The organism is Streptomyces curacoi (assembly GCF_001513975.1).
Taxonomy (GTDB): domain Bacteria; phylum Actinomycetota; class Actinomycetes; order Streptomycetales; family Streptomycetaceae; genus Streptomyces; species Streptomyces curacoi.
Window position 1 is genome coordinate 722,354 of the sequence record NZ_KQ947985.1, and the last position, 23,386, is coordinate 745,739.

A 23,386-nucleotide genomic window follows, 5' to 3' on the forward strand; every position below is an offset into this window, starting at 1 on the left:
CGTCCCGCCGACCGCCGAACTCGCGTTCCCTGTACGGTCCTTGAACGTCCGGCGAACTTCGGCCGACGAGGCCGGAATCCGCCCTCGCACAGGCATACGGTGACCCCACGATCCGACTCCGGGGAGTGGCGGGGGCACCCATATGGAGTGGCTGAGCGCAGAGAATCTGGTGGCCGTGGGCACCGCCGTCCTCGGTATCGCCGCGTCCGGCCTCATGGTCTGGTACGAGCGCCGGGTGCCGCGCCGCAAGCGGATCGGCTACCGCGTGCAGATGGACAACCCGATCGGCGACGACGTACGGCTGGGCCGGGCCAACGTCCGCCTCGGCCTCTTCGACGAGGTCCCCGTGATGTCCGACGCCACCCTCGTCCTGCTGCGCATCGAGAACGACGGCTCCCAGAGCATCGCCGACAACGACTACACCGGCCGCGAACTCCACGGCCTGACCGCGGTGTTCACCGACCGCACCGTGCGCGGCGTGTCGGTCACCCAGCCGACCGAGACCGACCATCTGAGAGAGCACTTCACGCCCGCCGCCGGCTTCGGCTACGAGGGCAACACGCTGCGCATCCCGCGCGTCCCGCTCAACCGGGGCGACCACTTCAAGCTGCTGGTGCTGCTGTCGGGCGGTGACGTGGGCTGTCCGATACGGCTGCGGGGCGGCATCCGGGACGGCGCGGTGCATCCCAACCGCAGTGCGACGCCGGACGACAAGCCGCCGCTGTTCAGCCGTGCCGCCCGGCTGATCACCCTCATGCTCACGGTCAGCGTGGTGACGCTGGCGACGATCGTCGTGGCCCAGGACGAACACCGCCCGCCGATCGGCTGCGCGAGCGGCACCCTGACGATCACCGGCTCGACGGCCTTCGCGCCGGTGCTGCGGGAGGTGGCGAAGAAGTACGAGCAGGAGTGCGCCGACGGCGGCGACGGGGTCACGATCGAGGTGGACGCGCACGGCTCGACGGCGGGTCTGCGGGAACTCGCGGCGGCCGGCGCGCAGGCGGAGCGGGCGGACAAGGGCTCACCGCCGGTGGTGGCCCTGTCGGACGGCCCCAAGCCGAGCGGTCTGCCGCAGCTGCGGGAGAACCGGGTGGCGGTCTCGGTCTTCGCGCTCGTGGTGAACGACGACGTACGCCTGACGAACCTGTCCACGGCAGACGTACAACGGCTGTACCGGGGCGAGATCGCGAACTGGCGCCGGCTGGGCGGCCCCAACCTGCCGGTGCACCTCGTCAGCCGGGACGCCAACTCGGGAACGAGACAGGTGTTTCAGCGCCGGGTGCTGGGGCGGGGCGAGATCGCGAACTCGTCCGTCGACTGCGTGCACAAGGACGATGTGACGGCGCCGGTCATCCGCTGTGAACTCGACTCGACGGACCAGGTGCTGGCAACGGTGGCCGACCTCCCCGGCGCGATCGGCTACAGCGAGCTCAACGCGGCGACGAACGCCAAGGGCCTGCACCTGCTGAGGCTCGACGACGACACGCCGTCCGTCGACGCCATCGAGCAGGGCGAGAGCGCCTACCCGTACCGCGAGATCGAGTACGCGTACACCTACGGCCAGCCTCCGGCCGACTCCCTGGCGTCGAGCTTCCTGACGTACCTGTCCCGGGGCAACGGCCAGGACGTGATCCGCACCCACGGGCACCTGCCCTGCTGGACACCGGGGGGCCTGAGGCTGTGCGCCGCCGGTGCCGGCAATCGGCGGCCACTTCCCGGCGCTGGGTCGGCATCATCCAGCCCGTCCGGCGTCTGAGGACGATGGCGGTCACTTCTCGGCGCTGGTCCAGGCGATCTCAGCCCGTCCGGCGTTTGAGGACGAGGCCCGTTCAGGGCCGAAGCGGGGGTCTGGGGGCCGCAGGCCCCCAGGGCCGGGGTCGAAGGGGCGGAGCCCCTGGAGGATGGGACGGGTAGGGGCGGCGGGGGCGAAAATCCTCCCGGCCCCGTCACCGCGGCTCGGGCGGCCGCTGCCGAGGCATGTTCGGCCGCGCACCGTTCGCCGGCGGCACGGAGAACCGCCCCTGTCCCACCCCCACGTCCTGCCGAGCCCCACCGGCCACGGCCGACTGGATCCCCAGCGGCGCGGACCCCGTCCGGAACTCCACCATCCAGTCCGCCGTCTCCGCCCGCACCAGCTCGGTCACATCCTCGGTGAACCGCCGCAACACCCCCAGACACCGCTCCGCCGCCTCACTCGCCGTCCCCTCGGCCGGCCCCAGAATCTCCCGCACGCACTCCGTCGCCCAGTCGAACTGCAACGCCTGCAGCCGCCGCTGCACCGCCTGCGCCGTGGCGACGTCCCTTATCCACCCGGACGTCACCCCGAAGAACCGGTCGATCGCCACACACGCCACCGCCAGCAGCAGCGCCAGATATCCCCACGGCGCCACCCCGCTCGCGACCCCCGTCATATCGAGCAGAGGCAACGCGGCCCCCACGATCGCCCCCGCCGCGGCCCCGCCCCGCAGCGCCCGGGCGGCCCGCCGCTTCCACACCCGGTCCGCGAGATACCACGCGGCCGTGTTCAGCGCCCCCCGCTCCACCCACCGGTAGAGCTCGTCCAGCCGCACCGCCGGCTCCCCCCAGTCCCCGAGCGGAAACGCCCGCCCCATCAGATCACCCGGCCGCAGTCCGGCCGCCCCTTCGCCGCCCCGCCCGTCCTGTGGCGACCTCTCGGGCTGCATCTCCGGCTGACCCACCCGGCACTCCCTACTGATCACGGTGCGTGACACCACGTACACCACGTACGACCCGGGTAAGACCCCCACAGCGCACGCAACGTCACACAACACCTGAGGCTGACGCGCCGGACCCTTCCTACCGCCCAATGGGTGGCGAAGAGATGCCTTTCGCCTCTTTTCCGCCCGGAAGGGGGGTCTTGATCAGGTATAGGACAGCAGTTCCTCTCACTCGAAAGAGTGCCGGGGCGACGGCTGCGCGGACCACGTAGGCTCGTGCTGAACGGGAAAGCCGAGCGGAAACCCCGTACAGACACCCGTGCAGACACGCGTACACACGCAAGGAGCTGATCGTGATCCCCGGTGGTGGCCAGCCCAACATGCAGCAGCTGCTCCAGCAGGCCCAGAAGATGCAGCAGGACCTGCAGCGGGCACAGGAGGAACTGGCGCGGACCGAGGTCGAGGGTCAGGCCGGCGGCGGCCTGGTGAAGGCGACCGTGACGGGCGCCGGCGAGCTCCGGGCCCTGCAGATCGACCCCAAGGCGGTGGACCCGGAGGACACCGAGACCCTCGCCGACCTGATCATCGCGGCCGTTCAGGCGGCCAACGAGAACGCGCAGAACCTCCAGCAGCAGAAGCTGGGCCCGCTGGCCCAGGGCCTGGGCGGCGGCAGCGGCATCCCGGGCCTGCCGTTCTGACGTTCCGGCGTTCTCCGGCTTGCCTTTCTAAGACGGGCCGCGGCCAACTACCGTACGTACCGTAAGGAACCCCAGGAAGGACGGCAGTCCGTTGTACGAAGGCGTGGTCCAGGACCTCATCGACGAGCTGGGACGGCTGCCCGGCGTCGGTCCCAAGAGCGCCCAGCGGATCGCCTTCCACATCCTCCAGGCGGAACCGACGGACGTACGCCGCCTCGCGCAGGCCCTGATGGAGGTCAAGGCGAAGGTCCGCTTCTGCGCGACGTGCGGGAACGTCGCGCAGGAGGAGCTGTGCAACATCTGCCGGGACACGCGCCGCGACCCGGCGGTCATCTGCGTGGTCGAGGAGCCGAAGGACGTCGTCGCGATCGAGCGGACCCGGGAGTTCCGTGGCCGCTACCACGTCCTCGGCGGCGCGATCAGCCCGATCGAGGGCGTCGGTCCGGACGACCTGCGGATACGAGAACTTCTCGCGAGGCTGGCCGACGGGACGGTCACGGAGCTGATCCTGGCCACGGACCCGAATCTCGAGGGCGAGGCCACGGCCACGTACCTCGCACGCATGATCAAGCCCATGGGCCTGAAGGTCACCCGCCTGGCCAGCGGCCTCCCGGTGGGTGGCGACCTGGAATACGCGGACGAGGTCACCCTCGGCCGCGCCTTCGAGGGGAGACGACTCCTAGATGTCTGACGCCACGCTGCACGCGACCGAGCAGAACCCGGACGACTTCGCGGTCCAGATCGCGGACCAGATCGAGAGCTTCCTGGTCGCCGTCACGGAGGTCGCGAAGGGCGACGAGCCGGGCTCGACCGTGCCCTTCCTCCTGCTGGAGGTCTCCCAGCTCCTCCTGGCCGGCGGCCGCCTCGGCGCCCACGAGGACATCGTCCCCGACGAGCGCTACGAGCCCGACCTGGGCCCGGAGCCGGACGTCGACGAACTCCGCGAGAACCTCGCCCGCCTCCTTGACCCGGTCGACGTCTACTCGGAGGTCTTCGACCCCTACGAGCCCCGCAAGGCCCCGGTCCCGGCCCGGATCTCCGACGACCTGGCCGACGTCATCACCGACCTCCGCCACGGCATGGCCCACTACCGCGCCGGCCGCACCACGGAGGCCCTGTGGTGGTGGCAGTTCTCGTACTTCTCCAACTGGGGCTCGACGGCCTCCGCGACCCTGCGCGCCCTGCACTCGGTCCTGGCCCACGTCCGCCTGAACCAGCCCCTGGAGGAACTGGACGGCCTGGACACGGACCAGGGCGTGATGGGCGACGAGACCCTCGAATTCGAGGCCGGCAAGGTGATGGAGCAGGAGATCGGCGAGCAGCTGGGGCTGCGGCCGGCGCAGTAGGAGGCGGGCGGCGCGGCGCTTCCTGCGGTGGTGTGACGCGGGTTACAGCAAAAGGCTTCTGAAGCGGCGTAATGCACGGGCCCCTCGGGCGGTCTCACAGGCACCGGCACAACGGCCACCCCCGGCCGGTGCCCCCGCCCCCGAATCGGAGCCCGACCATGCACGTCACCCTGGAGCAGCCGACCGGCGCCCGCCTGATCACCGCCGCGGACCAGGCCATCGCGATACCCGCCACCCTCCGCTACACCTCCGCCGACCCGCTGGCCGTACACCTCGACTTCCCGCCCCATGTCACCGTCGACGGCGAGGTCACGACCTGGACGTTCGCCCGCACGCTCCTGGCCGAGGGCCTGCGCGCCCCGGCCGGGCCCGGCAGCGTACGGGTCCGCCCGTGCGGGGCGTCCCACACCTACGTGGAGTTCCACTCCCCGGCGGGCACGGCCGTGCTCCGCTTCACCACCTCGGACCTGTACCGCTTCCTGGCCCGCACGTACACCGTGATCGCGCCGGGGGAGGAGACCGTGGGGGCGGAGCTGGACCAGGGGCTGGCGGCGCTGTTCGGCGGACGGGTGTAACCGGGATCCTCCAAGGTGGTCGCAGGGCGACTCGGTCAACGGCGTTGGTGGGGACGGGAATCGGACTCTGCGTGACCGGGGCTCTGGGGTTGGTCGTGGGCGGCGTGCTGGACGTCGGCGCCGCGGATCCCTGGGCGAGCGTGGCCGGGGGAGCGGCGGGGCTGATCGGACTGGCGGTGACGCTGTACGCCTTCCTCGGACCGGCGCCCACGGCCGCCGCCGTGACCGCGAGCGGTACGCGTGCGGTTGCCGCGGGCGGCAGCATCGGCGCGGTGTCGACGGGGGACGGGACGTCGACCACGCCACCGCCGCCCACGACGCCCGGCTCGCCCACGCGGCCGGCGAGCGGGCCCGTCACCGCCTCCGGGGAGCGTTCCGTCGCGGCCGGCGGGGACATCGGTTCGGTGTCGGCAGGTGACGGGTGACGGGTGACGGGTGAGGGGTGACGGGTGAGCGGGTCTGTGGCGGCACTCAAGGAATTCGTGGACTGATCACAGCCCCCACAGGCCCTTCCCCACGGCCGTCACCCCGCCCGTCAGGGCCAGCAGCAGGACGAGCAGGCGGGCCCGCCCCTCCGGTATCCGGGAAGCGAGCCCTCTGCCGATGAGCCCGCCTGCCCCCATCGCCGCGGCCACCAGAACCCACTGCGCCCCGCTCAGCCCCGGCACCCCGTTCGACGCCACGGAGAACGCGTTCACGACCACGCCGTAGAACATCGCGTTCGGCACGAACTCCCGTACCGTCCACCCCGCGTTGACCGCGTACAGGGACACCGGCGGACCGCCCACCCCCGCCGCGGAGTTCATGAAACCGCCCACCGCCCCGGCCGCGACCGCGCCCTTCGCGCCCCGGAGGGCGGGGACGCGGGCTCCCCGCATGATCAGCAGCACGGCGAGCGTCACCAGGCCGCCCATGGTCAACAACAGGACCGGCTCGGGGAGTTGGCGAGTCAGCCAGGTCCCCGCCGGCACCGTGCACGCCGCCGCCGCGCACAGCGGCACCATCGCGCCCATCCGCACCCGGCGCCAGCCACCCGCGAGCCCCACGACACTGATCACCCCGGCCGCGCAGTTGGCCAGGACCACCCCTTGCGTCGGTCCCAGCAGCAGGACAAGGGCCGGTACGGCGACCAGTGCGAAGCCCATCCCCGTGAGCCACTGCACGCTGGAGCCGAGCAGGACGACCCCGGCCAGCAGTATGTCTCCCGCCCACTCACCCGTCACAGGTCGGTATCCTTCCGCCGCCGACAGCGCGTGATCAATGACTGCAAGGCGCGAATTGGACGAGCCCTTTCCCGGGGCTGTACGTCGCCTGCACGGGCCCTAACCAGTGCCACGCGAATCTGGAGTCACCTCCACCGCACAGAACGCGGAGGGAGGAGAAACACCAGGTCAACCCCCCTGCACTGGAGATGCGATGACCCGTCGTTCCGTAAGCAAGCGCGTAGCCGTCGTCACCGCCACCGCCGTCGTCGCCGTCGGTACCTTCGCCGCCGGAGTCGGTGTCGCCGGTACCGGAGGGGATGACAAGGCGGCGAGCAAGAAGCAGATAGCCGGGCTGTTCGACCAGTGGAACAGCACGCTGCAGACCGGCGACCCGAAGAAGGTCGCGGACCTGTATGCGAGCGACGCGGTGCTCCTGCCCACCGTGTCCAACAAGGTCCGCTCCGACCGCGCCGCCATCGTCGACTACTTCGAGCACTTCCTGGCGAACAAGCCGGTCGGCAAGAAGATCGAGACGCACGTCAACGTCCTCGACGGGAACTCCGCGATCGACGCGGGTGTCTACCAGTTCACGCTCACCGACAAGGCGACCGGTGAGAAGAGCGTCGTCAAGGCCCGCTACACGTACGCGTACGAGAAGCGGAACGGCGAGTGGAAGATCGTCAACCACCACTCCTCGAAGCTGCCCGAAGGCTGATCGTCACCTTCAGCCCGCCCCCGGGCGCGTCGGTCAGCGTCACGGTCCCGCCGTCGTCCGTCACCAGCTGTTTGACGACGGCGAGGCCGAGGCCCGAGCCGGACTTCCCGGTCAGGCCCTGGCCGCGCCAGAAGCGGTCGAAGGCGCGGGACTTCTCGGCGTCCGACATGCCGGGGCCCTCGTCCAGGATCGACACATCCACCACCTCGCCCCGGGGCTCCACCCGGACGGTGATCGTCCCGCCGTCCGGTGAGACCTCCAGGGCGTTGGAGAGCACGTTGTCCAGTACCTGGTCCAGAGCACCAGGGCTGGCCAGCACAGACGGCCGGCCGTCGGCACTCCCCCTGAGCGCGATGGTGACTCCGCGCTCGTCGGCGGCCGGCCTCCACACCGCGAGCCGTTCCCGCACGATGTCCATCAGCGGGAGCGGCTCGGCGGCCGTCACCTTGGCCTCGGCCCGGGCGAGCACCAGCAGGCCGTTGACCAGGCGGCTCATCCGGACCACCTCGGCGGTGGCCTGCTCCACGTCCTCGCGTACGAACTCGTCGTCCACTCCGTCCGCGATGTTGTCCAGGGACAGGCGCAACGCCGTGAGGGGGGTCCGGAGTTGGTGCGAGGCGTCGGCCACGAAGATCCGCTGCGAGGCGACGAGCGTGTCGAGGCGTTCCGCGCCCTGGTTCAGGGTGCGGGCGAGCGTCTGGGTCTCCGGCGGGCCCGTGACCGGGGAGCGCGCGGTCAGGTCGCCGTCGCTGAACTTGCTCGCCATGGAGTTCAGTTCGCGCAGCGGCGCGGTGATGCGGCGGGCGACGAACGCGCCGATCGCGGCGGCCGCGGCCAGCACGAGCAGGGCCAGTGCCGCCCGGAAGCCCCAGATCTGCCACAGCCGCGTGGTCATGTCCGAGGTCGAGTACACGATCCGCACGGCCGCATCCCCCTGGGCGGGGACGGGGACGGTGATCGTCAGGTGCTTGCCCCAGATGAAGTCGGAGCCCCAGTCGGTCGTCGGCTCGTTCCGCTCCACGGCCCGGGTCAGCGCCGCGTCCGCCGCGGGCTTGGGCAGGTCCGGAGCGCAGCTGCTGGTGGGAGTCACCTGGACGTTGCCGGGTGTCTCGGCGCCGTACGCCTTGGCCACCTTCGTCAGGGCGTCGCACGAGGTGGTGTCGCTGTTGCCCAGCAGCAGCGCCATGGTCTTGGCCTCGCGCAGGACGGACAGCTCGGTGTCGTCCCGCAGCTGCTTGGTGAGCGTGAAGGCCACCGGCACGGTGAACAGGAAGATGGCGACCGCGACGAGCAGGATGTAGCTGCGGATGAGCTGGCGGTTCATGAGGCGTCGCTGCCCTCGCCGTCGCCGCCCTTCGCGTCCCGGACGATCTCCAGCCGGAACCCGACCCCCCGAACCGCCTCGATCGTGATCGCCCCCGCCAGCTTCCGCCGCAGCGCCGCCACATGCACGTCCAGCGTCTTCGTCGGGCCGAACCAGTTGGCGTCCCAGACCGCCTCCATGATCTGCTCGCGCGACATCAGCGCCCCGGGCTCCTCGGTGAGGAAGGCCAGCAGGTCGTACTCCTTGGGCGCGAGGGACACCTCCTCGCCGTCCAGGCGGACCCGGGCCGCCTTGCGGTCGATGGTCAGGCGGGGGCCGTAGCGGTCCGGGCCGGCCTCGGCGGCGGCAGCGGGCGTACGGGGCTGCAGGCGGCGCATCACCGCTCGTATCCGCGCGATGACCTCGCGGACGCCGAACGGCTTGGACACGTAGTCGTCCGCACCGAGCTCCAGCCCGACCACCCGGTCCGTCTCGTCGCTGCGCGCGCTGATCACGATGATCGGCACGTCGCCGCGTTCGCGCAGCGCCTTGCAGACGTCGAGGCCGTCGGTGTCGGGCAGGCCGAGATCGAGGAGGACGACGTCGTAGGGGGCGTCGTGGCTCAGCGCCGCGGCACCCGTGGTGACCCATGCCACCTCGAAGCCGTAGCGCAGCAGGCCGCGCCGAAGCGACTCGGCGACCGGTTCGTCGTCTTCCACCAGCAGTACGCGCACATGCGCACCATAGTGGTTGAACTTTAAAGACGTCCGGTCGCCGATCCTGATAGCGGTCAATGGCTGGACATAATGGGTTAAACCTCGGCTACCACATCACCGGCAGCCGCTCCGGGATCCGCTTCATGAACCCGGTCCGCCACACCAGCTGCTCGATCGGCACCGCCAGCCGCAGCCCGGGCATCCGCTCCAGCAGGGTGTCCAGGGCGATCTCGGCGTGCTTGCGGCCGAGCGCGGTGGCGGGGCAGTAGTGGCGGCCCCCGCCGAAGGACAGATGGGCGGTGGCGTTCTCGCGGCCGAGGTCGACCGTGTGCGGGTCGGGGAAGGCGGCCGGGTCGAAGTTGGCGCCCTCGACGAGGACCAGGACGAGGTCGCCCGCCCGCACCTCCACGTCGCCCAGCCGTACGTCCTCGGTCGCCAGCCTCGGCAGGCCGTCGCCGATGGACAGGTTGATCCGCAGCAGCTCGTCCACGGCCGCGGGGACCAGGGTGCGGTCGGCGAGGAGGCGGGCGTGCAGCTCGGGGTGCTGGATCAGCGACACCAGGGCCATGGCCAGGAAGCCCGAGGTGGAGATGACGCCCGCGCCGAACATCGTCACCCCGACCGTGGCGAGCATCTCGTCGGTGAGATGGGCGTAGTCGGGGTCCGCGCGCAGGGCGGCGAGCTCTCCCATCAGGCCCATCGTCGCCGGGTCGTCGAGCCGCTCGGTCATGTACGCGATGTCCCGGTCCCAGTTCAGCCGGGCGCCCGCGATCGGGCAGGCCGAGTTCATGAACGCGATGTCCAGACTCCGCATCAGCCGGGGCGCGTCCGCCAGCGGGATGCCGAGGATGCGGCAGTGCATGCCCGCCGAGTACGGGTCGGCGAAGCCGCCCCGCAGATCCACCGGCGCGCCCTCGCGGACCAGCCCGTCGACGAGCTCGGCGGCGTACGACCGCATCCACTCCGCCAGACCGGGGCTCTTCGGATTGAGCGCCTTCAGTACGGCCTTGCGCAGCCCGGCGCCGGTGATGTTCCCCATGTTGTTGACGACCTCGGGCGGGATCGTCAGCGCGTACTGGCGGGGCACGCCCGGCGCCGAGGTGTCCTTCAGGCTGAAGCGCGGGTCTTCGAGGACCTGCTTGCACAGCTCGTACGACGACACGAGCCAGGCCTCGTCACCGGCGATGGTGCGCACCCGGCGCACGGGTGCGTTGGCGCGCAACTCCTCCACCTCGGCGGGGATTTGATCGCCGCGCCAGGAGAACGGGAAGTCGATGAGGGCTTCAGTCTGCATCGGTGGTCCCCTCGGCCGGAGTGACGATGGCGTGGCCCTGGTTGCGGGAGGCGCGCAGGCCGGCGCCGCGGGCGTAGAGCAGCTCGGCCATCGGCAGCAGCTGGTGGTAGCAGTTGAGGGAGGAGGGGACGTCGAGGATGGCGGGGGTGTCCAGGAAGAGGGGTGCCTCGGCGCAGACGTAGGCGAGGCAGACCTCGCGCTGGGCGTCGGTCGCGCGCCCCGCCCGGCCGGCCAGGAAGGAGTCCACGAGTTTCTCGCAGGTCGCGTGGAACGCGCCGTCGGTGGCGAGCCGGGCCTGGAGGTGGTCGTGGATCTCGCGGTACGCCGGGTTGCCGTGGAAGTCGGACATGGCGTGGGCGCGCAGCCGCGTGCCGTCGGGGTCCACCGCCTGGACGGCGCCCAGCACCTTGGCGCGCACGCCGCGCAGGTTCTTCACCGCCTTGCGGCGCGCGTCGTCGGGCGGATAGCCGGACGCCGCGTACATCTCGGCCACGTACAGGTCGGTGTAGACGAAGTCCACCCGCTCGAACAGGGCGAGGCCCCAGCGGGCGAGGTCGTGGACGCGGCGGGCGGAGAAATAGCTGTTGCCCGGGGAGACCCCGATGACGGCGTGGTCGCCGGCGGCGCGGATGACCTCGCAGTGCGGAGTGAAGGGCTGGACATCGAAGAGGCCGGCCGGAGAATCGGCCTCGGTATCGGCCCGGGTGACGTGCTGGATCTCTGGAACGGTCACAGTCGTCAAAGGAGGAGAGTCCTTCGCGTCGCTAGTCCCGATGGAGCCTTGTGCTCCTGGTGTGGCGACGACGACGCGAAGTTAGCGGTCGACTACGCAGAGCGTCAATGGCGGAGCCGGGCGGTCCCGTGCGCGGTCCTCACCAGGGCGGTCGTCAGACGACGGGGGAGAGGACGTTCGGGAGCCGAAGGAGGTCCGCGCCATCGGCGCCCACGTGGATGGCGCCGTTCGCGGCCGTGTAGAGCGTCCCTCCCAGAAGGTCGACGTGAATTTCAGCGTGGGCCGGGGCCGCCGGCGTCGCCGCGCCCGCAGTGAGCTCGCCCGACAAGCACGCGGCCGTGGGGGGTGCGGTGGTGAAGAGGTCCCAGTCGGAGGCAGGGGCGCCCGGCGCACGCTCTCGCATGCCGGGGTGCGGGCCCCAGTGACCTGCACCACTTCCCCGTATGCACTGCCGTCCACCGGGCAGGGACCACCCCGAGCGAACGAATCTCACCATCTGGGAACCCCAAGGTCGTTTTCGGGCGCTCGTTAGACTGAGCCGACACACACGGACTGAGCGAGGAGCGCACGTGGGCCTTGTCGTGCAGAAGTACGGAGGCTCCTCCGTAGCCGATGCCGAAGGCATCAAGCGCGTCGCCAAGCGGATCGTGGAAGCCAAGAAGAACGGCCACCAGGTGGTCGCCGTGGTTTCCGCGATGGGCGACACGACGGACGAGCTGATCGATCTCGCCGAGCAGGTATCCCCGATGCCTGCCGGGCGCGAGCTCGACATGCTGCTGACCGCCGGAGAGCGGATCTCCATGGCCCTGCTGGCCATGGCGATCAAAAACCTGGGCCACAGCGCCCAGTCGTTCACCGGCTCCCAGGCAGGTGTCATCACCGACTCGGTCCACAACAAAGCCCGGATCATCGATGTGACGCCGGGCCGGATCCGTGACTCGCTGGACGAGGGCAACATCGCCATCGTCGCCGGGTTCCAGGGTGTGAGCCAGGACTCCAAGGACATCACCACGCTGGGGCGTGGCGGGTCGGACACCACCGCTGTCGCGCTGGCCGCCGCCCTCGACGCCGAGGTGTGCGAGATCTACACCGACGTCGACGGCGTGTTCACCGCCGACCCGCGCGTGGTGAAGAAGGCGAAGAAGATCGACTGGATCTCCTTCGAGGACATGCTGGAGCTGGCCAGCTCCGGCTCGAAGGTGCTGCTCCACCGCTGTGTGGAGTACGCCCGCCGCTACAACATCCCGATCCATGTCCGGTCCAGCTTCAGCGGGCTTCAGGGCACGTGGGTCAGCAGCGAGCCACTCGTTCGAAAGACGCAGCAGCAAGGGGACAAGCAGGTGGAGCAGGCCATCATCTCCGGTGTCGCGCACGACACCTCCGAGGCCAAGATCACCGTCGTCGGTGTGCCGGACAAGCCGGGCGAGGCCGCCGCGATCTTCCGCACGATCTCCGACGCCGAGATCAACATCGACATGATCGTGCAGAACGTGTCCGCCGCCTCCACCGGGCTGACGGACATCTCCTTCACGCTCCCCAAGGCCGAGGGCCGCAAGGCCATCGACGCCCTGGAGAAGAACAAGAGCGGCATCGGCTTCGACTCGCTGCGCTACGACGACCAGATCGGGAAGATCTCGCTGGTCGGCGCCGGTATGAAGACCAACCCGGGTGTCACGGCCGACTTCTTCACGGCCCTGTCCGACGCGGGCGTGAACATCGAGCTGATCTCGACCTCCGAGATCCGCATCTCGGTCGTCACCCGCGCCGACGACGTCAACGAGGCCGTGCGCGCCGTGCACACCGCCTTCGGTCTCGACTCCGACAGCGACGAGGCTGTCGTGTACGGAGGCACCGGGCGATGACTCGTCGACCGACGCTCGCGGTCGTGGGAGCGACCGGAGCCGTCGGCACGGTCATGCTCCAGATCCTGTCCCAGCGCGCGGACATCTGGGGCGAGATCCGTCTGATCGCCTCACCGCGCTCGGCCGGCCGCAAGCTGGCCGTGCGCGGCGAGGAGGACGAGGTGGTGGCGCTCACCGAGGAGGCCTTCGCCGGGGTCGACATCGCGATGTTCGACGTACCGGACGACGTGGCCGCCCGCTGGGCGCCGATCGCCGCCGCCAAGGGCGCGGTGGTGGTGGACAATTCGGGCGCCTTCCGGATGGACCCGGATGTGCCCCTGGTCGTCCCCGAGGTCAATCCGCACGCGGTGCGGATGCGGCCGCGCGGGATCGTCGCCAACCCCAACTGCACGACCCTGTCCATGATCGTGGCCCTGGGCGCGCTGCACGCCGAGTTCGGGCTGCGCGAGCTGGTGGTGTCCTCGTACCAGGCGGTGAGTGGCGCCGGACGCGCCGGGGTCGAGACGCTCCGGCAGCAGCTGTCCCTGGTCGCCGGTACGGACCTGGGGACCAGCCCCGGGGACGTACGGCGGGCCATCGGCGAGAACACCGGGCCGTTCCCGGAGCCGGTCGCGCTCAACGTCGTGCCGTGGGCCGGGTCGCTGCGTGCGGACGGCTGGTCGTCGGAGGAGATGAAGGTGCGGGGCGAGTCCCGCAAGATCCTCGGGCTGCCGCAGCTGCCGGTCGCGGTGACCTGTGTGCGGGTGCCGGTGCTGACCGGGCACTCGCTGACCGTGCACGCCCGCTTCGAGGGTGAGGTCACGGTCGCCAAGGCGCGCGAGATCCTGGCCACGGCGCCGGGGGTCGTGCTGTACGACGACCCGGAGGCGGGCGAGTTCCCGACGCCCGCCGATGTGGTGGGCACGGATCCGACCTGGGTCGGGCGGGTGCGGCGCGCGCTCGACGATCCGACGGCGCTCGAACTCTTCGTGTGCGGGGACAATCTACGCAAGGGCGCGGCGCTCAACACCGCGCAGATCGCGGAGCTCGTGGCGGCGGAGTTCCTGTGAGACCCCCCGCGGTGCCGGAAAACACCTGGGCCCTGTCCGAATCGTTTGTAGGATCTGTGGGACCAGTGTGAGCCGAACGATGGTCCGGACCACTTGAACCGGGTCCGGCGGCAGCCGAAGATTTTCTCCCCGCCCTCTGCAACCGCTTGCAGGGCGGGGAGCGTCTTTGCGGTCGCCCTTATGGGGCGGGAAGACGCGTTTTTTTCTGGCGTGGGGACGCCATGGGCAGGGCGTGGGGACGCCCGTTCATATGGGACATAAGGGAAGAGCGGGTAGGCATGTGGGCGTTTGACGCACTGTCGGCTGTGCTGCCTGGCACGAGAGGGTCGGCTGCTGGGACTGGCGCAAAAGTGACGTCCGGCACGTACAACCCTCCAGGGGGGACGCGTGTCCAACAGGCGTGGCAGAGGTACTCGACTTCAGCGCGGCGACCCGCGGCACGGCCCTACGGCCGCCCCGCCGGCCCGTTCGATCACGCATGCCCGGCGCGCCCGGCGGCATGCCGGTGATCGCGCCCATGCCCGCAGCGCGGCCCGCCCGCATTCCCAGTCAGCGTGACGGTGCCGACGCCGAGAGCACCGCGGCGGCCGGTACGACCGTCGATCACCTCACCGAGACCTACCGGGCCCACTACCGCTCGCTGCTGGGTCTCGCAGCCCTCCTCCTCGACGACACCGCCTCCTGCGAGGACGTCGTCCAGGAAGCGTTCATCCGCGTCCACTCCGCGCGCAAGCGCGTCCGTGACCCGGAGAAGACGCTGGCGTATCTGCGCCAGACCGTCGTCAACCTGTCCCGCTCCGCCCTGCGCCGCCGGATACTGGGTCTGAAGCTGCTGTCCAAGCCGATGCCCGACATGGCGAGCGCGGAGGAGGGGGCGTACGACCAGCTGGAGCGCGACTCGCTGATCCGGGCGATGAAGGGCCTGCAGCGCCGGCAGCGCGAGGTGCTGGTCCTCAGGTATTTCGCGGACATGACGGAGGCTCAGGTCGCCGAGACGCTCGGCATCTCGCTGGGCTCCGTGAAGGCGTACGGCTCGCGCGGCATCGCGGCGCTGCGGGTCGCCATGGAGGCGCCGGCATGAGCGAGGACCATGAGGGGCGGCGTCAGCTGCACGTCCCCCACGAGCCCTATGAATGGCGAGAGCCGACGGGGCGTCCGGACAAGCAAGAGCCGAAGCAATCGCACGCTGGGAACGGAACTGTGAACCACGGCCCCGACGACCAGGGCCCCGAGGGGCTCGACTCGGACGAGCTGGCACTGCGCCGCATACTGCACCAGGCGGTCGAGGAGATCGAACCGCGTGACGGCACGCTGGACCATCTGCGGCGGGCGGTGCCCGCACGGCGGGCGCGCAAGCGGCAGGCGCTCGTCGGCGCGGCGGCCGCGGTGCTGTTCCTCGGCACCGCCGTTCCGGCCCTGGTGCACGTCTCCAACTCCACCGGCTCCAGCGTCAACTCCGAGTACGCCGGCCACGGCGAGCAGGCGCAGGGCGGGGCCGGTCAGGGCAAGGAGACCGAGGGCGGCGAGAGCACGTCCGGCGGTTCCTCGGGCAAGACCGAGGACAAGGGCAAGGGCAGCGAGAAGGAGAAGGACGAGGACACCGGCGCCGGTACCGGCAGCGGCACCGGAGGTTCCGACGACCCCTCGGCGGCCGGCCCGGCAGACGTCACCCCGTGCACCGCCGACCAGCTCGGCACGTCAGGCGGGACCACCGCCGCCCCCGACTCGTCCGGCACGGTGTACGGCACCTTCCGCTTCAGCAACATCTCCGCCACCGACTGCACGGTGAGCAGCCCCGGCGGGGTGAACTTCATCACAGCGGGAGCGGCGGACTCCACCAAGATCACCACGTCCCGCCATGTCGGCGGCGACGCGGCGGCCGGTCTGCCCGATCCCTCCCAGGAACTCACCTCGCTCGTCCTCAAGCCGGGCGCCGCGTACGAGGTGAGGTTCGCCTGGATCCCCTCGGAGACCTGCCCCACGACGACCGACCCCACCGAGGGCCCCGACGACCCCACACCCACCCCGACCCCGACCGAGAACCCCACCGGCACTACGGAGGGCACGTCCACGGGCGGTGACACAGGCACCTCCACCCAGCTGATGTCGCAGGACACCACGGCGGACGGAAGCGTCACGGTCACCAACACGGCGGAGGCGGGAGCCCCGACGGCCACGGCGTTGGTGTCCAACGCGTGCGCGGGGATCATCTACTACACGGGCGTGCTGGCCGGGGCGTAGCAGCGGGGCTTGACGGTCGTTCCCATGCGCGACACAGCGTGGCCGGCCCTCACGGGCCCGGCCGGGGCGGGGGAGCGCACTCGGCCGGGAGAGCGCGGGCCGAGCGGTACGGCGCTGAGCACCCCGGCACCGTGCCGGCGCCGGGCACACGGGCCCCGGCAGCCGCAGGCACCGGGCGCCGCGCAAACCTCCGCTCTAGGCGTTCGCCTTCTCCTGTGCCGGTCCCTCGCTCGGCTGCTCCCCGGTCTGCTGTGGGGCGCCCCCGTCGGCCGCTCCGTCCGGTACCAGGCCCAGCTCGGCGTCCCGGACGAACTCCACCTCGCGGCGGAACAGGCGGAACCACATGAAGACCACGAAGCCCGCGAAGACGAACCACTCGCCGGTGTAGCCGAGGTTCTGGAACGCCTTCAGGTCGAGGCCGGTGTCCTGGGGAGTGGTCGCCGGGACGGGCTTCATGGCGGAGTCGGCCTTGTTGAGGGTGACCCAGGCGTCGTAGACGTCGTACGGCACGAGGTTCACCAGCGACGCCGCGCTGATCGCCGCGGTCTGCCCGGACGGCAGGCCGCCCTGCGCGGGCACGCCGTTCTCGCCGGGCATCTCGGACGCCTGGAGCACGCCGGTGATCGTGACCTCGCCGGTGGGCGCGGCGGGGGCCTCGGCCCGGTCGGCGTCGCCGGGGAGCCAGCCGCGTACGACCGGCAGGGCCTTGCCGTCGTCGGTGCGCAGCAGCGTCAGGACGTAGTAGCCCCGCTTGCCGTCCAGCTCCCGGTCCGGCACCAGCAGCTGCTTGCCGTACCGCCCGCTCGCGGTGGCCTGCCTGCCCACCGTCGCCTTGTCGACGGGCAGCAGCTCGGTGAGCGGACGGGCCGCCTCCCGCTTGTTCTCCGCGGCCTGCGCACCGGCGCTGCGATGGTCCTCGACCCGCGCCTCGAACCGGCTCAGCTGCCACGACCCCATGAAGACGCAGAAGGGGATGGCCAGCAGCACGAAGACGTTGATCCCCCACCAACGGGGCGTCAGCAGAAACCGGTACACGCCTTCAACGGTACGGGGCTCCTGCGGAGGGCCGGGCCGCGGGGTCCCGAAGTTATCCACAGGCTGGGGACCTGGCCAGCGAATTGTCGGCCGGGCCAGGCACTATGGGGCCATGACTGAGAGCCACAGGTCCGATTCGCGGGATCACCTCAAGCAGGACAAGGACATGCCGGACTGGGAGAAGCGCTTCCGGGCGCCTCGGGTGTCGCTGCCCGACTGGGCGGAGGACGCACCGGACCGCTCCTTGTTCGTGTCGAACGCCACAGGGACGTACGAGCTGTACGCCTGGGACCGCGCGACGGGCGAGCAGCGCCAGGTGACCGACCGGCCGAACGGCACGACGGACGGCTTGCTCTCCCCGGACGGCGAGTGGATCTGGTGGTTCGACGACAAGGACGGCGACGAGTTCGGCGTCTGGCGCCGGCAGCGGTTCGGCGGCGGCGAGGACGAGCTCGCGGCGCCGGGCCTGGACCCGTCGTACCCGGCGGGCCTCGCCCTCGGCCGGGACGGCCGTACGGCGATCGTGGGCCGCTCCACGGACGAGGACGGCACCACGATCTACCTGACCCGCACCGGCGAGCCCCCGGTGGAGCTCTACCGCCACCGGGAGTCCGCGGGCGTCGGCGACCTCTCGCACGACGGCAGACTGATCGCCCTCGAACACACCGAGCACGGCGACGCGATGCACTCGGCCCTGCGCGTCCTGCGCCCCGACGGCACGACGGTCGCCGAACTCGACGACACCAAGGGCGGCGCCGTGGAGCTGGGCCTGGAGGTCCTGGGCTTCGCGCCGGTCGACGGCGACACGCGCCTGCTCATCGGCCACCAGCGCCGGGGCCGCTGGGAGCCGCTGGTGTGGGACGTGGCGACGGGGGAGGAGACGGACCTCGCGCTGGAGCTGCCGGGCGACGTGAGCGCCGAGTGGTATCCCGACGGGAGCGGTCTGCTGATCGTGCACAGCTTCGAGGCGCGCAGCGAGCTGTTCCGGTACGACCTGGCCCGGCGTGAGCTGGCGCGGATCCCGACCCCGGCGGGCTCGGTGTCGGGGGCGACGGCCCGTCCGGACGGCAGCGTGGAGTACCTGTGGTCGTCGGCGGCGGAGCCGTCCGCGGTCCGGTCGACGGCGGGGCATGTGGTGCTGGACCCGCCCGGCATGAAGTCCCCGGGCTCGGTGCCGGTGGAGGACGTGTGGGTGGAGGGCCCCGGCGGCCGCATCCACGCGCTCGTGCAGCGGCCGGCGGGCGTCGAGGGCCCGCTCCCGACCGTGTTCGACATCCACGGCGGTCCGACCTGGCACGACAGTGACGCGTTCGCGGCCGGGCCGGCGGCCTGGGTGGACCACGGGTACGCGGTCGTCCGCGTCAACTACCGCGGCTCCACGGGCTACGGCCGCGCCTGGACCGACGCCCTCAAGCACCGGGTCGGCCTGATCGAGCTGGAGGACATCGCGGCGGTCCGGGAATGGGCGGTGACGTCGGGCCTCGCCGACCCCGAGCGTCTGGTCCTGACCGGCGGCTCCTGGGGCGGCTACCTCACCCTGCTCGGTCTCGGCACCCAGCCGGACGCGTGGACGCTGGGCATCGCGGCGGTCCCGGTCGCCGACTACGTCACGGCGTACCACGACGAGATGGAAGCGCTGAAGGCCATGGACCGCACCCTGCTGGGCGGCACACCGGAGGAGGTGCCGGAGCGCTACGAGGCGTCCTCACCGCTGACGTACGTCGACCAGGTGAAGGCACCGGTCTACATCTCGGCGGGCGTGAACGACCCACGCTGCCCCATCCGGCAGATCGACAACTATGTGAAGCGGCTGGAGGCCCGGGGCGCGGTGCACGAGGTGTACCGGTACGACGCCGGGCACGGGTCGCTGGTGGTCGACGAGCGGATCAAGCAGATCAGGCTGGAACTGGACTTCGCCGAGAGGCACTTGAAGGCGCCGCGGCGCCCGTGACGCCACGGGGGTGAGGGGGCGGAGTCCTTTCGGCTCACGCCCCGGCCCCTCACGTCCCCGGCCGCTCACGCCCCCGGCCGCTCACGTCTCCGCCCGCTCACGTCCCCGCCCGCTCCCGCGACCGCCTCCCCAGCAGTTCCGCCAGGCCCCTGCGCGTAGCCGCCAGCACCACCCGGTCGTCCTTCTGGAGGACATAGGTGTCGGGCAGGTCCCACACCCACCCCGACGCCCCGCCCGCCCGGCCGTCCTCGTACGCCTCCTCCGCCGCAGGCTCCTCCCGGCGATCGTCGCGGCGCTCGTCCCGTGCGGTCCTGTCCAGGGCCAGCACCCGCCAGGCACCCGCCCGGAAGGCCTGGCCGACGGTCTTGTCCTCCAGCTGTGGATGGCCGGCCACGTCCACCGCCGCGAACAGCAGCACCCGCCGCTCGACGGGGATCGCCCCCAGGATCTGGCGGCCCATCATCGCCCCGGCGAAGGCGGGCGCGGCGAGATGGCTCACGCTCCGGCTGCGGGTGGACGCGTGGGGGTGCGCGGCGCGCAGGGTGCGGTAGACGGCGGTGGCGAAGTCGTCGTCGTACAGGCGCAGGACCACCCGGAGGTCGGGGCGCACGGAGCGTGCGTACAGGGCGGCCTCCAGATTCGTGGTGTCCGCGCTGGTCACCGCGAGCAGCGCGTGCGCCCGATGGATCTTCGCCGCCTCCAGGACGCCCTCCTGCGTGACGTCCCCCAGCACCACCGGCACCCGCAGCCGCCGGGCCGTCGCCAGTCCCCGCGCCTCGGGGTCGGCCTCGACGCACACCACGGGGATGTGCAGTTCCCGCAGCCGGGTGAGCACCCGGGTGCCGATCTTGCCCAGGCCCAGCAGCACCACGTGCCCGCCCAGCCCGCGCGGTGGTTTGCGCAGCGCGGACGCGGAGCGGAAGGTGCCCAGGGCCTCCAGCACCGCCGCCAGCAGCACCGGAAGGAGCAGCAGACCGATCAGCCCGGACAGCAGCTGGAGGATCTGCCGGGCCGTCGACTGGTGGAGCGCGGGTTCGTTGATGGCGAAGAGGTCGAGGAGGGTGATGTACGTCGCGTACAGCGGGTGTTGGCCGGTCACCAGGGTCAGCGCCACGGCCAGCGCCGCCACACAGCCCACCAGTCCCGCCAGCGACCACCGCAGCCGCCGGGAGAACAGCGACGCGAACGACGGCACCGCGCCTCGCCCCGACGGCAGCGAGGGCCCCGCGAACGACACCTGCTCCAGGACGACCGTCCCGCGCCCCCTGGCCTCCCGTACCGCCGCCGCGTCGGGCAGCAGCAGCGGACCCTGCTCCCCGCCGCCCTCCGAACCGTCCGCTCCCGCCGGGTCGTTGCCGGTCGAGGACAGCAGGGCCAGCGTGGCCAGCCCGGAAGGGGGCGCCTGACCGGGGCGCGCGGGCGGGCGCTCCACCGCGCGCAGCAACAGACCTTCCGCCTGGACGACCTTGGTGGTGCCGGCGACGGCCGCGGCGGCCAGCGCGGGGGCGGCCGTATCGGCGTCGGACAGGACGGTCGTGGAGGCGTCCAGCCCGATGTCGCCGAGTCCGGTCGCCAACGTGGCGGCCTGGTCGAGGAGTTCCTCGATGTGCTGGCCCAACCGGCGGTTGTACAGGCGCAGGACGAGCCGGAGGCGGGGGTTGAGGCGGCGGGCGGTGAGGGCGCCACGGATGTTGGTCTCGTCGTCGTCGTAGACGAGGGCGAGCGCGGCGGCCTGCTCCACGCCCGCCTCGGCGAGCTTGGCCTCGGTGGCCTCGGCGGCCTCCACCACCCGGATGCTCCCGGCCGGTTCGCCGCCGCCGACGGCCTGGCCGCCCGCGCGGCCCACGGCCGCGGTCACCACGCCGAGCAGCGCCGCCGACGCGGCCCGGGCCCGGCCCACGACCGGCGGCCGTACCGTGCGCTCGGAGGGCGGCACGACGAGCGTGACCTGTTCGCCGTAGACCCCCCGTAACTCGGCGGCCAGCCGGTGCGCCAGCCCGTCGTCGCCGCACACCACCATGTGCGCGGCCGTGTCACTCCCCGGACTCTGACTCGGAACGCTCCCCACGAGGGACAAGACTGCCTCATGTGACGGGTGGTTCCACAGGCGGTCGCCGCGCCGTTGAACGCCCGCTCCCCTCCGGCCGTACCGGAGGGGAGGGAAACCAGCGCCCTTCCGCAGCACCGGAGGTACCTCGCCCGTGGCGATCACCAAAGCCGCCCCGCGGCGGCCCGACGACCGCAGGGACCCGGAGCGGTCCGAGGAGGAGGGCCGGCACCTCAACTCCCCTCTGCTGCTGACCATGCTGCTGCTGACGCTGGTGCTGCTGCAGAGCCCGATCCGCCGCGCGCTGTCCGCTCCGGTGATGCAGAGCTGGACGACGGTGTTCGTCGCGGTGATGGTCCAGGCGCTGCCCTTCCTGGTCCTGGGCGTGCTGCTCTCGGCGGCGATCGCGGTGTTCGTGCCGCCGTCCTTCTTCGCCCGCGCCCTGCCCCGTCGCCCTGCCCTCGCCGTCCCGGTCGCCGGGGCGGCGGGCGCGGTGCTGCCCGGCTGTGAGTGCGCGTCCGTGCCGGTGGCCGGGGCGCTGGTCCGGCGGGGCGTCACTCCGGCGGCGGCGCTGGCGTTCCTGCTGTCCGCCCCGGCGATCAACCCGATCGTGCTGACGGCGACGGCAGTGGCCTTCCCCGGCGACCCGGAGATGGTGCTGGCCCGCCTGGTCGCCAGCCTGCTGGTGGCGTGCGCGATGGGCTGGCTGTGGCTGCGCCTCGGCCGTACCGAATGGCTGCGCCCCCAGTCCCGCGCGTCCCACGACGGCCAGAGCAAGGGCGAGGCCTTCTGGGGCTCGGTTCGGCACGACGTGATGCACGCGGGCGGCTTCCTGGTGGTCGGCGCGATGGCGGCGGCGACCCTCAAGGCGGTGGCCCCGGAGAGCTGGCTGAGCGCGGCGGCCGACAACCCGGTGCTGTCGGTGCTCGCCCTGGCGATCCTCGCCGTGGTGCTGTCGATCTGCTCGGAGGCGGACGCGTTCGTGGCGGCGTCGCTCACACAGTTCTCGCTCACGGCCCGCCTCACCTTCCTCGTCGTGGGCCCGATGATCGACCTGAAGCTGTTCGCGATGCAGGCGGGCACCTTCGGCCGCGCCTTCGCCCTGCGCTTCGCCCCCGCGACCTTCGCGCTGGCCGTGGTCGTGTCGGTGCTCACCGGGACGGTGATCCTGTGAACCGCCAGGCCCAGGCGGCCGTCCTGTTCCTGCTCGGCGCGTCCCTGCTGCACGCCGCCACCACCGACCTCTACCTGCGGTACGTCAAGCAGGGCCTGCGCCCGCTGGTGCTGCTCTCCGGCGCGGTGCTGATCGCGGCGGCGGTGGCGACGGTGTGGTACGAGCGGAAGCGGGCGCGGGGACGGGGGCGGGGGCGGAAGCACGATGACGAACCGGGTGACGGGCCAGGCCACGCCCACCACGAACCCCGTGTCTCCTGGCTCCTCGTCCTGCCCCTGTTCGCGCTGATCCTGGTCGCCCCGCCGGCCCTCGGTTCCTACAGCGCGACCCGCGCCGGTACCGCCCTCCAGGAACCCCTCGCCTACCCCGCCCTCCCGTCCGCCGACCCCCTGCGGCTCGGCGTCGTCGACTACGCGGGCCGCGCCGTCTACGACCACGGCCGCACCCTCCAGGGCCGCCGCGTGCAGCTCACCGGCTTCCTGGCCCTGGACCGCGACGGCACCCCCTACCTCGTCCGCATGGCCCTCAACTGCTGTGCCGCCGACGCCCAGCCGGTCAAGGTCGCCCTCGCCGGCCGGATCCCGCCCGTCCTCCAGCCGGACACCTGGCTGCGGATCACCGGCACCTACAGCCCGCGCCGCGCGAAGGACCCGGTCAACGGCGGCCCGATCCCGTTCATCGAGGTCACGGAGGCGAAACCGGTGGCGGCGCCGAAGGACCCGTACGACGAGAGCTGGAACGGCTGACGCCGAACGCCGACCCCG

Annotated in this window: 22 protein-coding genes; 14 read left to right on the plus strand and 8 right to left on the minus strand. The window is 71.7% G+C overall.

Annotated features, from left to right (window positions below; genetic code table 11):
- The first annotated feature begins 142 nt into the window (after positions 1 to 142).
- Positions 143 to 1,756, plus strand: a complete 1,614-nt coding sequence (locus AQI70_RS08830; RefSeq protein WP_079051203.1) for a substrate-binding domain-containing protein — start codon at positions 143 to 145, stop codon at positions 1,754 to 1,756.
- A 190-nt stretch (positions 1,757 to 1,946) separates the two neighbouring features.
- On the opposite strand, the gene AQI70_RS08835 is transcribed toward AQI70_RS08830, so the two are convergent.
- A complete protein-coding gene (locus AQI70_RS08835; RefSeq protein WP_062146560.1) occupies positions 1,947 to 2,699 on the minus strand; it encodes an SLATT domain-containing protein in 753 nt (250 codons plus the stop codon).
- 332 nt (positions 2,700 to 3,031) lie between these two features.
- On the opposite strand from AQI70_RS08835, the gene AQI70_RS08840 reads away from it, so the two are divergent.
- The 5 genes from AQI70_RS08840 (at position 3,032) to AQI70_RS08860 (ending at position 5,722) form a co-directional block, all read left to right on the plus strand.
- Positions 3,032 to 3,376: a YbaB/EbfC family nucleoid-associated protein gene (locus AQI70_RS08840; RefSeq protein WP_079051204.1), complete on the plus strand. Its 345-nt coding sequence runs from the start codon at positions 3,032 to 3,034 to the stop codon at positions 3,374 to 3,376.
- A 91-nt stretch (positions 3,377 to 3,467) separates the two neighbouring features.
- Complete coding sequence (gene recR / locus AQI70_RS08845) at positions 3,468 to 4,067, plus strand: recombination mediator RecR (RefSeq protein WP_030053254.1); 600 nt, start codon at positions 3,468 to 3,470, stop codon at positions 4,065 to 4,067.
- Entirely contained in the window at positions 4,060 to 4,722 is a 663-nt protein-coding gene (locus AQI70_RS08850) for a DUF5063 domain-containing protein (protein ID WP_062146166.1), read from the plus strand. The genes recR and AQI70_RS08850 overlap by 8 nt, the downstream gene beginning before the upstream one ends.
- 158 nt (positions 4,723 to 4,880) lie before the next feature.
- The gene (locus AQI70_RS08855; protein WP_062146169.1) at positions 4,881 to 5,297 is read left to right on the plus strand and encodes an SsgA family sporulation/cell division regulator; all 417 of its coding nucleotides are present in this window, start codon (positions 4,881 to 4,883) and stop codon (positions 5,295 to 5,297) included.
- A 71-nt stretch (positions 5,298 to 5,368) separates the two neighbouring features.
- Positions 5,369 to 5,722 carry a hypothetical protein gene (locus AQI70_RS08860; protein WP_244181527.1) on the plus strand — a complete coding sequence of 118 codons (354 nt, stop codon included), beginning with the start codon at positions 5,369 to 5,371 and terminating at the stop codon, positions 5,720 to 5,722.
- A gap of 66 nt (positions 5,723 to 5,788) precedes the next feature.
- Here AQI70_RS08860 and AQI70_RS08865 read toward each other — a convergent pair whose 3' ends face one another.
- Complete coding sequence (locus AQI70_RS08865) at positions 5,789 to 6,520, minus strand: sulfite exporter TauE/SafE family protein (RefSeq protein WP_062146171.1); 732 nt, start codon at positions 6,518 to 6,520, stop codon at positions 5,789 to 5,791.
- Positions 6,521 to 6,713: 193 nt separating this feature from the next.
- On the opposite strand from AQI70_RS08865, the gene AQI70_RS08870 reads away from it, so the two are divergent.
- Positions 6,714 to 7,217: an SgcJ/EcaC family oxidoreductase gene (locus AQI70_RS08870; protein WP_062146173.1), complete on the plus strand. Its 504-nt coding sequence runs from the start codon at positions 6,714 to 6,716 to the stop codon at positions 7,215 to 7,217.
- Here the strand turns inward: AQI70_RS08870 and AQI70_RS08875 are convergent.
- The 4 genes from AQI70_RS08875 to AQI70_RS08890 form a co-directional block, all read right to left on the minus strand.
- Positions 7,183 to 8,541, minus strand: coding sequence for a sensor histidine kinase (locus tag AQI70_RS08875; protein ID WP_062146175.1), 1,359 nt, complete (start codon positions 8,539 to 8,541; stop codon positions 7,183 to 7,185). The genes AQI70_RS08870 and AQI70_RS08875 overlap by 35 nt on opposite strands.
- Positions 8,538 to 9,254: a response regulator transcription factor gene (locus AQI70_RS08880; protein WP_062146177.1), complete on the minus strand. Its 717-nt coding sequence runs from the start codon at positions 9,252 to 9,254 to the stop codon at positions 8,538 to 8,540. Before AQI70_RS08880 ends, AQI70_RS08875 begins: the two co-directional genes overlap by 4 nt.
- An 88-nt stretch (positions 9,255 to 9,342) precedes the next feature.
- The gene (locus tag AQI70_RS08885; protein WP_062146179.1) at positions 9,343 to 10,530 is read right to left on the minus strand and encodes a cytochrome P450; all 1,188 of its coding nucleotides are present in this window, start codon (positions 10,528 to 10,530) and stop codon (positions 9,343 to 9,345) included.
- A complete protein-coding gene (locus AQI70_RS08890) occupies positions 10,520 to 11,263 on the minus strand; it encodes a cyclodityrosine synthase (RefSeq protein WP_079051206.1) in 744 nt (247 codons plus the stop codon). The genes AQI70_RS08885 and AQI70_RS08890 overlap by 11 nt, the downstream gene beginning before the upstream one ends.
- Positions 11,264 to 11,832: 569 nt before the next feature.
- Here AQI70_RS08890 and AQI70_RS08900 point away from each other — a divergent pair.
- From AQI70_RS08900 to AQI70_RS08915, 4 genes are all read left to right on the plus strand, one after another.
- A complete protein-coding gene (locus AQI70_RS08900) occupies positions 11,833 to 13,125 on the plus strand; it encodes an aspartate kinase (protein ID WP_062146183.1) in 1,293 nt (430 codons plus the stop codon).
- A complete protein-coding gene (locus AQI70_RS08905; protein ID WP_062146185.1) occupies positions 13,122 to 14,174 on the plus strand; it encodes an aspartate-semialdehyde dehydrogenase in 1,053 nt (350 codons plus the stop codon). Before AQI70_RS08900 ends, AQI70_RS08905 begins: the two co-directional genes overlap by 4 nt.
- A 400-nt stretch (positions 14,175 to 14,574) precedes the next feature.
- Complete coding sequence (locus AQI70_RS08910; protein ID WP_079051207.1) at positions 14,575 to 15,255, plus strand: SigE family RNA polymerase sigma factor; 681 nt, start codon at positions 14,575 to 14,577, stop codon at positions 15,253 to 15,255.
- A gap of 119 nt (positions 15,256 to 15,374) precedes the next feature.
- Positions 15,375 to 16,415: a hypothetical protein gene (locus AQI70_RS08915; RefSeq protein WP_062146187.1), complete on the plus strand. Its 1,041-nt coding sequence runs from the start codon at positions 15,375 to 15,377 to the stop codon at positions 16,413 to 16,415.
- Between the two features lie 195 nt (positions 16,416 to 16,610).
- Here the strand turns inward: AQI70_RS08915 and AQI70_RS08920 are convergent, their stop codons facing one another.
- Entirely contained in the window at positions 16,611 to 17,450 is an 840-nt protein-coding gene (locus AQI70_RS08920; RefSeq protein ID WP_062146190.1) for an SURF1 family protein, read from the minus strand.
- Between the two features lie 112 nt (positions 17,451 to 17,562).
- Here AQI70_RS08920 and AQI70_RS08925 point away from each other — a divergent pair, with 112 nt between their 5' ends.
- A complete protein-coding gene (locus tag AQI70_RS08925; RefSeq protein ID WP_062146192.1) occupies positions 17,563 to 19,401 on the plus strand; it encodes a S9 family peptidase in 1,839 nt (612 codons plus the stop codon).
- Positions 19,402 to 19,498: 97 nt separating this feature from the next.
- Here AQI70_RS08925 and AQI70_RS08930 read toward each other — a convergent pair whose 3' ends face one another.
- On the minus strand, positions 19,499 to 21,421 hold the full coding sequence (locus AQI70_RS08930) for an NAD-binding protein (RefSeq protein WP_062146194.1): 1,923 nt from the start codon (positions 21,419 to 21,421) through the stop codon (positions 19,499 to 19,501).
- Positions 21,422 to 21,602: 181 nt separating this feature from the next.
- Between AQI70_RS08930 and AQI70_RS08935 the strand changes: the two genes are divergently transcribed.
- Both AQI70_RS08935 and AQI70_RS08940 read left to right on the plus strand, forming a co-directional pair.
- Positions 21,603 to 22,622, plus strand: coding sequence for a permease (locus tag AQI70_RS08935; RefSeq protein ID WP_374195760.1), 1,020 nt, complete (start codon positions 21,603 to 21,605; stop codon positions 22,620 to 22,622).
- A complete protein-coding gene (locus tag AQI70_RS08940; RefSeq protein ID WP_062146196.1) occupies positions 22,619 to 23,368 on the plus strand; it encodes a TIGR03943 family putative permease subunit in 750 nt (249 codons plus the stop codon). The genes AQI70_RS08935 and AQI70_RS08940 overlap by 4 nt, the downstream gene beginning before the upstream one ends.
- Positions 23,369 to 23,386: the final 18 nt, after the last annotated feature.

Bases quoted from the DNA above. Each gene is read 5' to 3' on its own strand.
- AQI70_RS08930 (WP_062146194.1), bottom strand. From the start codon at position 21,421: ATGGTGGTGTGCGGCGACGACGGGCTGGCGCACCGGCTGGCCGCCGAG.
- AQI70_RS08925 (WP_062146192.1), top strand. From the start codon at position 17,563: ATGACTGAGAGCCACAGGTCCGATTCGCGGGATCACCTCAAGCAGGAC.
- AQI70_RS08870 (WP_062146173.1), top strand. From the start codon at position 6,714: ATGACCCGTCGTTCCGTAAGCAAGCGCGTAGCCGTCGTCACCGCCACC.
- AQI70_RS08830 (WP_079051203.1), top strand. From the start codon at position 143: ATGGAGTGGCTGAGCGCAGAGAATCTGGTGGCCGTGGGCACCGCCGTC.
- AQI70_RS08850 (WP_062146166.1), top strand. From the start codon at position 4,060: ATGTCTGACGCCACGCTGCACGCGACCGAGCAGAACCCGGACGACTTC.
- AQI70_RS08905 (WP_062146185.1), top strand. From the start codon at position 13,122: ATGACTCGTCGACCGACGCTCGCGGTCGTGGGAGCGACCGGAGCCGTC.
- AQI70_RS08885 (WP_062146179.1), bottom strand. From the start codon at position 10,530: ATGCAGACTGAAGCCCTCATCGACTTCCCGTTCTCCTGGCGCGGCGAT.
- AQI70_RS08855 (WP_062146169.1), top strand. From the start codon at position 4,881: ATGCACGTCACCCTGGAGCAGCCGACCGGCGCCCGCCTGATCACCGCC.
- AQI70_RS08875 (WP_062146175.1), bottom strand. From the start codon at position 8,541: ATGAACCGCCAGCTCATCCGCAGCTACATCCTGCTCGTCGCGGTCGCC.